General features: G+C 68.0%; 16 protein-coding genes and 1 pseudogene. 4 read left to right on the top strand and 13 right to left on the bottom strand.

Going from position 1 to position 11411, the window contains the following annotated elements; all coding sequences use genetic code 11:
- Positions 1-330: 330 nt before the first annotated feature.
- From ACIHCL_RS31440 to ACIHCL_RS31385, 12 genes and pseudogenes are all read right to left on the bottom strand, one after another.
- Positions 331-555 (bottom strand): annotated as a pseudogene (locus ACIHCL_RS31440) (NUDIX hydrolase); the annotation flags it as partial.
- A 137-nt stretch (positions 556-692) separates the two neighbouring features.
- Entirely contained in the window at positions 693-854 is a 162-nt protein-coding gene (locus ACIHCL_RS31435) for a hypothetical protein (RefSeq protein WP_399867342.1), read from the bottom strand.
- A 57-nt stretch (positions 855-911) separates the two neighbouring features.
- Positions 912-1613 (bottom strand): peptidase, encoded by a 702-nt coding sequence (locus ACIHCL_RS31430; protein WP_399867341.1) that lies wholly within the window; start codon positions 1611-1613, stop codon positions 912-914.
- Between the two features lie 72 nt (positions 1614-1685).
- The gene (locus tag ACIHCL_RS31425) at positions 1686-2120 is read right to left on the bottom strand and encodes an NUDIX domain-containing protein (protein WP_399867340.1); all 435 of its coding nucleotides are present in this window, start codon (positions 2118-2120) and stop codon (positions 1686-1688) included.
- A gap of 5 nt (positions 2121-2125) precedes the next feature.
- On the bottom strand, positions 2126-2764 hold the full coding sequence (tmk, locus tag ACIHCL_RS31420) for a dTMP kinase (protein WP_399867338.1): 639 nt from the start codon (positions 2762-2764) through the stop codon (positions 2126-2128).
- A gap of 198 nt (positions 2765-2962) precedes the next feature.
- Positions 2963-3421, bottom strand: a complete 459-nt coding sequence (locus ACIHCL_RS31415; RefSeq protein WP_399867336.1) for a helix-turn-helix transcriptional regulator — start codon at positions 3419-3421, stop codon at positions 2963-2965.
- A 16-nt stretch (positions 3422-3437) separates the two neighbouring features.
- Positions 3438-4322, bottom strand: coding sequence for an endonuclease/exonuclease/phosphatase family protein (locus ACIHCL_RS31410; protein WP_399867335.1), 885 nt, complete (start codon positions 4320-4322; stop codon positions 3438-3440).
- 82 nt (positions 4323-4404) lie between these two features.
- Positions 4405-5085, bottom strand: a complete 681-nt coding sequence (locus ACIHCL_RS31405) for a hypothetical protein (protein ID WP_399867334.1) — start codon at positions 5083-5085, stop codon at positions 4405-4407.
- Positions 5082-5285, bottom strand: a complete 204-nt coding sequence (locus tag ACIHCL_RS31400) for a DUF5999 family protein (protein WP_399867332.1) — start codon at positions 5283-5285, stop codon at positions 5082-5084. Before ACIHCL_RS31400 ends, ACIHCL_RS31405 begins: the two co-directional genes overlap by 4 nt.
- Positions 5282-5641 (bottom strand): hypothetical protein, encoded by a 360-nt coding sequence (locus ACIHCL_RS31395; RefSeq protein ID WP_399867330.1) that lies wholly within the window; start codon positions 5639-5641, stop codon positions 5282-5284. The genes ACIHCL_RS31400 and ACIHCL_RS31395 overlap by 4 nt, the downstream gene beginning before the upstream one ends.
- A gap of 62 nt (positions 5642-5703) precedes the next feature.
- Positions 5704-6066 carry an ATP-binding protein gene (locus ACIHCL_RS31390; protein WP_399867453.1) on the bottom strand — a complete coding sequence of 121 codons (363 nt, stop codon included), beginning with the start codon at positions 6064-6066 and terminating at the stop codon, positions 5704-5706.
- A 65-nt stretch (positions 6067-6131) separates the two neighbouring features.
- Positions 6132-6491, bottom strand: a complete 360-nt coding sequence (locus ACIHCL_RS31385; RefSeq protein WP_399867327.1) for a hypothetical protein — start codon at positions 6489-6491, stop codon at positions 6132-6134.
- Between the two features lie 487 nt (positions 6492-6978).
- On the opposite strand from ACIHCL_RS31385, the gene ACIHCL_RS31380 reads away from it, so the two are divergent.
- The 4 genes from ACIHCL_RS31380 to ACIHCL_RS31365 all read left to right on the top strand — a co-directional run bounded on the left by ACIHCL_RS31380 (position 6979) and on the right by ACIHCL_RS31365 (position 9517).
- Positions 6979-7848 (top strand): helix-turn-helix domain-containing protein, encoded by an 870-nt coding sequence (locus ACIHCL_RS31380; protein ID WP_399867324.1) that lies wholly within the window; start codon positions 6979-6981, stop codon positions 7846-7848.
- Positions 7839-8069, top strand: coding sequence for a DUF397 domain-containing protein (locus ACIHCL_RS31375; protein ID WP_399867322.1), 231 nt, complete (start codon positions 7839-7841; stop codon positions 8067-8069). The genes ACIHCL_RS31380 and ACIHCL_RS31375 overlap by 10 nt, the downstream gene beginning before the upstream one ends.
- Before the next feature lie 374 nt (positions 8070-8443).
- On the top strand, positions 8444-8731 hold the full coding sequence (locus ACIHCL_RS31370) for a hypothetical protein (protein ID WP_399867320.1): 288 nt from the start codon (positions 8444-8446) through the stop codon (positions 8729-8731).
- Between the two features lie 480 nt (positions 8732-9211).
- Complete coding sequence (locus ACIHCL_RS31365) at positions 9212-9517, top strand: DUF6087 family protein (protein ID WP_399867318.1); 306 nt, start codon at positions 9212-9214, stop codon at positions 9515-9517.
- A gap of 526 nt (positions 9518-10043) precedes the next feature.
- On the opposite strand, the gene ACIHCL_RS31360 is transcribed toward ACIHCL_RS31365, so the two are convergent.
- Entirely contained in the window at positions 10044-10841 is a 798-nt protein-coding gene (locus tag ACIHCL_RS31360) for an SAM-dependent methyltransferase (RefSeq protein ID WP_399867316.1), read from the bottom strand.
- Positions 10842-11411 lie beyond the last annotated feature (570 nt).

Below are 11411 nucleotides of genomic sequence, written 5' to 3'. Positions count from 1 at the left end.
AGACCAGACCCTGCCAAGGAGAGCAGTTGCAGCCGCGTGGTGAGCGCGTACAGCTCGACGAGGCCAGCGTGGATGACAGCTTCCGGGCAGCCCTGCGATCGCACGCACCAGACGGCGCTCCTCCCGGGTAACGTTGCTGCTCACGGCCACTAGAACGGTGATTCGGCGGATCCGGTGAGCCGTCCTTCGCGCAGGCAGACCACGCTCCCCGCCTCGGCAGCGTCGTGCAGCGCGGCCAGTTTGCACGTCCGCGGACAGGGGCATTGCCTTGAGGCCGGGCAGGTCGAAAAAGGCGTACTGGTCGTGTTCACCGCTCAGGCGGATCGGGCCAGCGACGGTGCCGCCGTTCCAGTAGAAGTCGACCACGGGGCCGGCGCCGCCGACGTCGGCACGGTGGTCATAGCCGATCAGCGTCGGGGTACGACGCAGGGTGATGCCGGTCTCTTCATACGTCTCGCGCCGTGCCGCAGCCAGCGGGTCTTCGCCGTGGTCCAGCATGCCGCCGGGCAGCCACCGCTTCCCTGCGCCCGGTTCGGTGGCGGAGTAGCGCAGCATGAGGAGGCGGCCGTGCTCGTCGCGGAGCAGGACGCACGAGGCGACGAGCGCCTGGGGCTGGGTCTTGAACCATTCCTGACGGGGCAGCCAGGCGCGCCGGGGCACGGCCGACGAGGTGTAGGTGGGCTTCTGCTGTGTCACGGGGTGGATGCCCCTTCCGGGGTGGGCTCGGCCTGGGGAAGGCCGCCGGGCGTCACCTGGTGTGAGTCGTACGCGGCGGGCTGGTCGACGATCGTGTCCGGGTCGGGAACGTCGGTGAGGTCGCCTCCGACGACGCGAGCGATCTCTTTCAACGTCATGGGGTGGATGCCGATCTCCAGAGGGGTGGGCCGCCGCTGTGAGGCGGCGGCCCGCGGTCAGACTGCGAGTGAATTGGGTGTGCTGGACGTCGTCCGAGAAGCCGGGCGCAGGTCGAGGCTGACGCCACGCCCGGCGAAGAACTGCCCGAACTGGGCGAGCGGCAGCATCGCTTTGCGGCTCTCGCGCGTGTGGCCGGAGGGGTTGGTGAAGTGCACGCGGCCGGAGCCGTCGATGCCGTGGACGAGGACGAGGTGCCCGCCGCGCCGCTCCGGCTCCACGTCCGGAGTCCGGATGCTCGTCGCGACGGAGACCATGACCATGCGGCCGGCCGGTGTCTCGGTCACCAGGTCGTCCAGGTTCATACGGGGGTGCACGGCCGCCCCCAGCCCGTGCGTGTCTGTGACGTACTCGGCGAACGGTTGGTAGATCAATCCGCGGATCTCGTTACCGTCGACCGTGTACGCGCCGGCGCGCAGCGCCCCGTTGCGCAGGTCCCACAGGGGCGGGGCGATGCTGTCGCGGTGCGTGAGCACCATCTGGAGGCAAACCATGCCGCACAGGTGCCGACACCACCGGCCGTACTCCTCCCGGGTCGGCGCGCCGGTCCGGGCCCATTTGGGGTCGTCGGCCGGATCGTGTCCCTTGTAGGCGATGGCGTGGATCAGGTCCGGGCTGGCGTACTGGGTCAGGGGTGGCACCGGTCTGTGCACGACGGGCCCGGTGCCCGGGTTGTTGCAGCAGGGGTAGAGAGGGCTCATGGGGGGTGGTTCTTCCTTCCGGTCATGCCCGAGCTCGCGATGGATGTGCTGAGAGGACATCGGTCGTCTCGGTCAGGTCCAGCCGTGCTCGGTCAGCGTCTTCTCGCCGTCCAGGTACCCGTGGAGCCCTTCCAGGGGGTACTCGATGAAGTCCTCGGGGAGGTCGTGCACGGTGTGCCATTCCAGGGCCAGGCACTTGCCCGGTTCCCGGTTGTCGGGCTCGCCGGACCACTGGGTGGCCAGGAAGAAGAACCCGATCCGGCCGGCGTCCTGCTTGTGGTGCACGACGTGCACGAGACTCAGGTCGCCGGGTTCGACCGTCAGGCCGGTCTCCTCCATCAGCTCGCGGGCGGCACCTTCCGTCAGGGCCTCGCCCGGGTCGAGCTTGCCTGACGGAAGGTGCCAGCGGCCGTAACCGTACGAGCCGCCGCGCTGGGAGAGCAGAATCTTGTCGCCCGTGCGGGCGATGATGTGGAGGTCAATGACCGGCTGTGCGTGTTGCGTCATGGTTCCTAGCTAATTGTCGGCTTTGATAGTGGTGAGGTAGTCGCCGGGTCCGGAATGGCGCCGGAGATCGTGGCCGCGACTTCCGACGGTGTGGCGGTGCCTGTGTCCACGACGAGCACCGGCACACCGGCCGACCGGAGGGCGCGGGCGGCCTGTTCGTAGAGCCGTACTTCGCGGCCGGGAGCGGTCGGGTCGCGGTGGAACCGGTTGCTGGGTCCGCGCGCGGCTATCCGGTCGGCGATGAGGCCGGGGGCTGCGGTCAGGATGACCGCGAGGTCCGGCATCAGGACGGGCCCGGCCAGGGCGAGCAGGTAGGGGAGCGGCACGCCGTCGAGCCGCTGCATGACCAGGCTCGAGGCGACGTACCGGTCGGTGATCACCGTGTCCCCGGCAGCGAGCCTGGGCTCGATCTCGTGATCGACGTGCGCGAACCGGTCCGCGGCCACGAGGCAGGCCAGGGCGTGCCCGCGGATGTGGGAGAAGTGGCTGCGGATGAAACGGCCGAGGTCGCTGCTGGTCGGCTCCGCGGTCTGGTGCACCGCGATGCCCCGGCAGGCCAGTTCGGTGTGCAGGGCCTTGATGGCGGTCGACTTCCCGACGCCGCTGGGGCCGTCGATGCTGATGAACCGTCCGCGCTGGGTCATGCCGCTGACTCCTGCGCCCCGTGGTTGCGCTGGTGCTGCTCGCGGGTCAGCGCGGCGAGGGTGGAGCGGACCTTGTGCAGGAGGCCTGAAGCGCTCACCTGACACTATTTCTCCTTGAACCTTGCATCTGACTCGAGCCTGAAGTGCGGGGGGAAGTGCCGGGGACCGCCGGCGGGGACGGTGGGCGGTCCCCGGCAGTCAAGGGGCTGCCGGCGCGACGGGCTCCGCCACGCCGAGGAGCCTGAGCTGCCAGGCCCGCTTGATGGTGTGCGCGGGCGAGGTACCGCCGACTGCGGCGGTCACGTCTCGGGCATCCCGCCGCACGACGGGCAGCGGCCTCTTCGTCTTCTGCGCGATCTGTGATGCGTTCAGGCCCTCGGCCATCAGGTCGAGGGTTTGTTTCTGGTCTCCGGTGAGATGGACCGCATCAGCGTCATCGACCGCTTCGGGCCGGTCGAGGGCATTGGCCATGTACGACTGGTGGACCAGTCCCGGCGCCCCCGGCACACCACCCGCCTTGCGCCGGGCGGAGGCATAGCGGCTTTCCGCCGTGTTCGGCGAGATGCCGAGTGCGACGGCGGCCTGTTTGACCGTCAGACCGTTGGCCAAGAGCTCTACCAGTGCCTTCTCGCCAGCGGTCAGTCGGACGGGTATCACGGACGTCTCCTTGTGGTCAGCGAAGCAGTGTGAATTCGGCGACCACCGGCAGGTGATCGGACAGGCCGCGAGTGACAGGTGTGTCCACGACTTCGACGTCCCCGAGGCGAGAGGCCATGCCCTTGGCGGGGAGGATGTGGTCGAACCGCATCCGGAGGGGCTCGCGGGCGCTCCAGTGCCCGACCGTCGGCGCCCACGGATACCCCAGGTCGGCTACAACGTCGCGGAATCCCGCATGGCGCAGCGTGGCCAGGGGCCGCCGGTCCGACATGCCGTAGCTGCCGTCGGGGTTGAGATAGCGGTGGCGCGAGTGCAACTCCGACGGGAATGTCTTCCACTCTTCGTCCGTCGGCTCGGGGTCGGCCACGCCCGGCCCGTTGAGGTCGCCCACCAGAACAGCGTCGCCGCGCCCGCCGTGCTCGGTGAGCCATGTCACCTCTTCACACCTTTTCTGCGGCGAGAACGGGGCGAGGTGGGTGTTGAAGAAGTCGAGCTCTTCACCAGTGCGTACCATGACAAGGCGGGCGCGCGAGACGGTGTGATGGAACGCGCCCGCTGCTGCGTCCATCACGAAATCGCGGATCTCCACCTGGGCGGGCCGTACCAGGGTCATCAGGTGGCAGCCGTGCCGGGCCGAGGGCGCGAGCTTCCAGTTCATGCCGAGCGCCGATCCGGTGGCCTTGGCCAGCGCGAAGTCGTCCGAGTCGTAGTGCTTGGCTTCCTGGAGGGCGAGCACATCGAGTCGAAGCTCCCCGAGCACTTCCATCTGCCTCTTCCAGTGCTCGGTCGACAGGCCGCGAGTGTTGTTGGTGTTCTTCCCCCAGCCGTCGAGGCCGCCGTCCAACATGTTGTATGTGCCGATCCGCAGGACGCCCTGCTCCGGGGACAAGCTCGTGCTCATCAGGTTCCTTTCAAGGGTTCTTCGATGTGATGTGCCAGGGGGGATGCGGATGGTCCTCACCGGATTCGGTTCGGAGGTGGACTCAGACCCCCGCGCTCTCGTAGGTCGCGAGGTCGTCCAGGCTGATCGGCGTGCAGCCGTGCAGCGTCGCAATGTCGCGGCGAGCCTGGACCCAGCGAATGCGGTGGTCGGTGTACGGAATCGATGTGACGGCGGGGTCGCGCTTCAGTGCGGCGTCGTAGACGAAGCCGGAGACACCCCACGGCTGCGCGTACTCCACCAGGGCCGCCGTATATCCCCGGCGAAGGTGAGGGCAGGAACGGGCCGACTCGATGGCGCATGGCTCGCACACGGGAGGCGTGGTCGTCAGCTCGCCATCGCTGATCGGCAGGTTCTCGGGGTCGCGCCGAATGAACAGATGACGATCCCCCCAGCGACGGAACCCGTCGTCGTACGTCGACCTTCCGCAGACTTGGCAGAGCATGTGCTCCATCGCCCGCCGCTGACGCAGCGGGTGCATGAGCGCCAGGTTCGGCGTGCCGGAGCCGGGGCTGGCGGAGTACCGCACCCAGAGCGTTTCCTGACGGCGGTCGGCGGGCAGCTCATCCGTGTACCCGATACGCTCATTGCCCCATTCGCCCCCGACCATCCTGGCCATGGGGGCCATCTGCTCCCTCTCGCCGCTCCACAGGGCGACGTACGGTACACGCAGGCCGTGCCATTGGAACTGCCGTGGCTGCTTGGTGGTCGTGACGCCGGTCATGCTGCCGTCTCCGCGAGGGCGAGGCGGCGCGAGGCGGAGACCTGGCCGTCGGGCAGCAGGGCACCGAAGTCGTCGAAGATGACGGTCCCGTTGCACAGCCTGGCCCAGCCCTGCACGTCGGCTCGGGCGGTGATCTTCGCGCTCTCGCAGTCCGGCGCACCGGACTCGGGACAGGGAGGGAAGTGCTGACAGCTGTTCACGCGATCTCCTTCATTGTGCTGGTCTCCGCCGGACGCTCCATGAGGGCAAGCGCGATCCTGGTCCTCCGCCGCAGGTTCCCGAGGGCGTGGTCGTAGCTGGCCGCGAGCTCCCGGACGTTGCACGGGGCGTCGGGTCGGCGGACAATCTCGACGTTCTGTGTATCCGTGCTCCCGGCCGCGGCGGCGATGCTGACCAGCCTGCCGAGCCACCTGCGCAGCCGGCGCGTGAGGTCCCCGAGTTCTTCCGGCAGGGGAGGCTGATCGGTGGGGATGTCGCTGATGTCGTTCAGGACCACATCGAGCGGCTGCACCAGACCGAGCCGCCCGCCGGCGCGGACGCTCGCGTCGGACTTCAAGGGCGGGGTCCACTGCTCAACTTCGGCATAGAACCTCTGGCGTGCGGAGAGAGGCGGCAGTGTCACCGGGAACCCCCCGTGGCGAAGGTGCACCAGGTTGTCATGCCGTTGTTGCTGACACCCCAGCTCTTCGAGAGGGCGTCTACGATGAGCATGCCGCGGCCCGACACCTCATCATTGGTTGCGCGCCGGAGCCTTGGGGGAGTCGGGCTCTCGTCACTGACCTCGATCAGCGTCTGAGTTCCGGTGGACTTGATGCGGAGCCCGACCTGTCCCTTCCCGTGCTGGATGGCATTGGTGATCAGCTCCGTAACAACCAGGACCATGTCGGACTGCAGTGGCTCGGGTACCTGCCAGTACCTCAGGTGGGCGGTAGTCAGTCTCCGCATTTGAGCGATGCGTTCGGGGCCGGGCAGGAACGCCACCTCGAATAGGTGCGGCCCCGGAGGAATGCAGGAGGCGCTGTGCGGCTCAGTTGACGCGGGGGTGGTCATCGTCGCACCGCCACGTCCGGAGCTGTCACGGCGATGAACCCGCTCGCGGCCTGGAACCAGACGAGTGCCCTCTCGTACTCGTCCGGGTCCGTGGTAATTACGTCGGCGGTGATCACCACGACGCCGTCCGCGTACCCGCCCCGGATCTGCTGGAGCACTCGGTTCCAGCCAGGCCGATCCCGCAGGCGGCCCGGCGGGTAGGGGTCGGTGAATGCTTGGTCGGCCCGCACCTGCCAGGAGTGCTCTTCCGCGTACGCCGCGGCCGCGGCGAGAGACGCGCGCGGTGCACAGCCGTGGAACGCGAGTGCGTAGAGGCAGACGTGTGGAAGCCGACCCCTGGATCGAACGCTGGCCACTACCTGATGCAAGAGTTCATTCCGGAGCCCGGTGAGCCGCGGCCAGGGGCTGGGGGAGACGACGGACTTCTCGGGGTGGAACTGTCGATCCCAATCGCGTTCCTGGTCCATCCAGTCAGCCCCGGTATCGGGGGCGGTCCTGCTCTGGCGCATTGCTTGCCTCGGCTCCGTCGGGGTGGGGGCGCTGGCAGCCCTTGCCTTGTGGCTAGGCTCGGGTACGGGAAGCGGCACAGGTGAATGAGGTCAGCGGCCCCCAAGGACCGCTGCCGCCGCCGGTGTTCACGAGCAGCTAGCGGAACTACCGTGCTGCATGTGCGATTTACTGTGCAAGGGCAATCGCAAGAGAACAGAAATTGGCAAATGCCAGAACACACACATGGGGTTGTCCGAGGGGGTACAGGGGGTGGCACACTCAGGGACAGGACCCGCAACAACACCAGACAGAGGTCACGTTGAGCACCGACAGGACTGGGGAGAGGGTTACACAGTGGCAGCGAAGCGCGGGGCGACGTTCCGGCGACGGGAGCTGGGCAAGGAGCTGCGGGCGCTCCGGGAGAAGAAGGGGCAGACGCTCCAAGCGGTGGCTTCGGCCCTCGGGTTCTCCCACACGAAGCTCGCTCGGGTAGAGATAGGAGAGAACGACCTACCGCGGGTGGGTGACCTCCAGGCCCTGATTGACTACCTCGATCCGGCCCTCCCCCGAGAGGACCTGGAGACGCTGCTCCAGTTGCACCGGGAGTCGCTGAGTAAGGAGCCGTGGACGCCGTACAAGGCGTACATGCCATCGAAGATGCCGACTTACCGCGGCCTGGAGCAGGACGCCACGGTGATGCGGGCCTTCCAGCCCAACTTCGTCTTCGGTCTGTTTCAGACCGAGGGCTACGCGCGGGCGCTGTACCAGATCGCCAAGCCTGTCGACGAGACGACGAGCGAGTACGTGGAGCAGAACGTCCGGCTCCGTCTGGAGCGGAAGGAACTTATCACTCGCTCGGAAGACCCTCTGGAACTACGCGTCATCATGGACGAGACCGCCGTCCGGCGAATGGTCGGAGGCCCCGACGTGATGCGCGGCCAGTACGACGAGATCGTGAAACTGGGCGAGCTGGAAAACGTCACGATCCAGGTCCTGCCCCACGACGTCGTGACCTACCGCTCGGAATCCAACTTCGCACTGCTGGACTTCTCCGAGACCCTCGACCCTGTCGTGCAGGTCGACATGCCCAACACGATCAGCGTCACGGACGAGCGCCAGGAAGTTCAACGGAACATCCGTCGCTTCGACGCCATGCGCGACAGTGCCCTGCCCCCGGCTCGAACCGCCGGGTTCCTACAACAACTAGCACGAGAGTGGAAGTAGCCATCAACACCAACATCATGGCCCCTGACCTGGCCAAAGAGTCCGCGTGGTTCAAGTCCTCCTACAGCAACGACACCGGTGGCTCGTGCGTCGAGGTCGCAGATGTGACTCGTACGCACTCCGGCATCGCCATCCGAGACTCCAAGATCCCGAGCGGTCCGGCGCTGCTGCTCACACGCGAGGCGTTCACCAACTTCATCGCAGAAGTCCAAGCGCTCTAAAAGAGGAAGCCATCACTGATGCGCACTTGACCAGCGAGCATGAAGCATGGCGGCCCCCCTCAGCGTCATTGAGGGGGGCCGCCATCGTCTTACCACCGCCCCCAGCATGCCGAAGGGGGCGTAATGGGGAGTGTAGGCCGCAGCAGGCTCGATTGTTCGAGTCTCGATCGCTCTCGTGTGCCCGTTTGCAGATCCTGCACGCGCTGTGGAACGGCCCGGCGCGGTGCCCGTACGGTTGTTTCCCGTCTCCCTGTGCGGGGCGGGGGGCTCGCCCCGGTATCAGCCGCCTGGTGTCCGAGGTGCGACTGCTCGTGGACCGGCGTGATCCTGGTGAGCTGATCTGCCTCGGTCCGCAGGAGCGCTGACCGTGGCACATGGCGCTGGAATTCGAGTCGCTGCAGTTCGCCGCGATGGAGCTGGGCGAAGACATCAGCCCCCACGACAGGACCGGCCTGGAGACCCTGAGCACCGCACACCTGCGCGAGCAGCGCGAAGCCCGCGAGGAGCTGTACGACTACGTCGACGGGCTGTGGGAGAAGCTCAAGGCCGGCGGGGTCGACCCCGCCGGCCGCGACGAGTACCAGGGTCTGGCCGGTCTGCGGGACCTGGATGGGGCGCTGAGGGACAACGCCGTGGAGCTCTTGACGGCCCGAGAGGACTGACAGTGCCTCCGACATGCGGCCGGGGTGCGTCCCAAGGTGGCTGCGCGGTGTCGGTGGGCATGGGCCGTGTCCTTCACGCCTCCGGTGCCGTTGGGGAAGGCGACGCGTGCACCGGGTCCTGACCCCACGAAGGGCCCGTGCCGTTGAGCGGCCCCGGTCCCCGCCCGGCACCCGGGGCCGCAGTCATGAATGCGTGCTGCCCTGACCTTCGGACTCGGCCACCGACGTGTCTAGCAGCAGTGAATCGTCGAGCCCTTCCTCTTCTCATCCGGTACCGAACGGTCCGGGCAGGTCAAGCGATGCGGCGCCCAGCATGGGGCAGCCCTTGGTGCGGTGAGGCGGCAGGAAGATCACGCCGATCACCTTAATCCGGCCCGGGAACCTCTAGTGGCTCGACCGGATCAGGCCGCCCGCCATCGTGCATGCGGGACAATCCCCCGGTGACCATCGACGCGACGACCAAAAGAGGGCAGCAAGACCGTGGGCAGGCACAGCCGTCCCGGACCGCCGGACCAGCCGTCCCAGGCGTTCTCACGTATCGACCCCGACGACCCGCTCGCCCCGTACAAGCGGCGGCGGCGCGCGCCGATGGACATCTACCGGCGCCATCGACCGGTGAGCGGCGGGGCCAGCCACCTGCGGCCCGAGGAGTCGAGATTCCTCGAGTACTGGGACGGCTTCGCCTACGTCCCGCATGGCACCGCGCCGAACCTCGCGGCCGCCCAGCAGTGGGCGGCCGGCGGCCTGCCGCCCGAGCATCAGGAGGAGATCCGGCGTAACGCCTGAATCCCTGGGCGTCGGGCAACGTAACGTGCGCCGATCCGCGTGCAGAGTCGCCCCACTGAGCGGGTTGTGTATGTGGGGGCGACGCTCGGGCCGCGCGGAATGGCTGGTCCGGCGGTCCGGGGCCGGCGTGACCACCCCAGTCGCGTTGTCTCTACGCACAGCGGCCGGATCGGTCGTGCGGCGCGAGTTTTAGGGCGGCATGTGCGGCTGGCGTTCGTCGTCCCACCGCTTCTCCTGCTTGGTCCAGGCCTCGCCGGCCAGCCAGCAGGCTTCTGCGCCATTGGCACGTCCGAGCGTTTCCTCGGTGGCCCGGCCCGCCAGGAGCGCCAACCCGACGCCCGGCCGGAATGTCCGTGCGACCAGGCAAGATCGAGGCGTAGGACTGGTTGATCACTCGGCCCATCCTGGGATCGCCGACGTGATCGACCGCCTCAACACATCCCAACAGGCCTGATCCACCGCGCCGCCACTGAGGGCTTCCTCTCTACGGCCGTGAGGGGCTGTCCGCCGGGTGGCGATCGAGTATTCAGGCCTTGCGGGCGACAGCGCACCACATGGGCAGGGTGTCGTCCTGGGCATCGGCCGGGTCGGGGCGCCACTGGGTCAGGGTGACGATCCCCGGTTCCAGGATGTCCAGACCGTGGCAGAACCTCTGGACCCCGTCGCGGGTTCGGGGTGTGGCGGAGGCGTGGGCGGCGGCGCGCTCGTTGTAGATCTGCATGGACTCGGCGACTTCACGGACGGCGATGTCGACGGCCGGATGAGACAGGACGAGGTGGCTGCCGGGGGCGAGGCGGTCCAGCATCCGGCGGACGAGGTCCCACGGGTCCTCGGAGTCCCTGATGTACTGCAGGATGGCCACCAGCATGAGACCGACGGGCTGGTCCAGATCCAGGGTGCGAGAGGCGGACTCGAGAATCGTGTCCACGTCCCGTGCGTCGGCCTGTACATAGTCGGTCTGGCCCTCGGGGCCGCTGACCAGCAGAGCCCTCGCGTGGGAGAGCACGATCGGATCGTTGTCGACGTAGACGACACGTGATGTGGGCGCGGCTCGCTGGGCTACCTCGTGCGTGTTCGCCGAGGCGGGGATGCCCGTGCCGATGTCGAGGAACTGCCGGATTCCTGCCGCCGCGAGGTGACGCACGGCTCGGCCGAGGAAGGCCCGGTTGGCCCGGACCGACGGCACAATCGTCGGATTCGCCCGGGCGGCGAGTTCGGCCGCCTCCTGGTCCACCGCATAGTGGTCCTTGCCGCCCAGCCAGACGTTGTACACGCGGGCGGGATGAGCGCTCGTCGGGTGCGGTAAGCGCAGTGCGTCGTCCATGAGTTCGTCACCTCGTGCGGTAGTCCGGGTCCAGTCACGGTACCCCCGCGCTCAGCCCATTTCATCCGCTGGCCGGAGAAGCCGATGCGCGAGCAGCGTGGGGCAACGAGCCCTCCTGAGAACCGTAATTGGCGGAAGGCGGCCTGCAGATCACCGACGCCTCGAGATGGTGCTGGTCGACAGCCGGGTGCCCCGAGGCTCGGCAGGCCGCGCGAGCCGACGCGCGTTTCCCCCGCGCGCAGCAGATCAGACAGGGAGGTCGGCAGAGCGGACAGTAACGCGTCCACGGCCCCCGCATCACGGTGTGCAGGGCTGCGCAGCGCACGTGGGACAGGGATGCTGTTCGAGGTCGTCGGCGTCCGACCGGCCGGTTGGGAGGAGGCTGCTGCGGGCCTGTCATATTGATCCGAAACGCTTTGGGTTCAGGCTCGTTGGCTGTGTGTGAGTGATCTGGTGGGGGATGCGCGGACGTGGCCGCCGGACGCGCAGGAGGCGGTGCGGTTGCTGGCGGTGTCCGCGCTGGTGGAGGGCCGGGACCGGGCGGAGGTCGCGGCCATGTTCAGGGTGTCG

This window comes from Streptomyces sp. NPDC052042 (assembly GCF_044548345.1).
In the GTDB taxonomy this organism is placed as follows: domain Bacteria; phylum Actinomycetota; class Actinomycetes; order Streptomycetales; family Streptomycetaceae; genus Streptomyces.
Note: the sequence above shows the minus strand (reverse complement) of the source record. Positions and strands in the feature narration are given on the sequence as shown.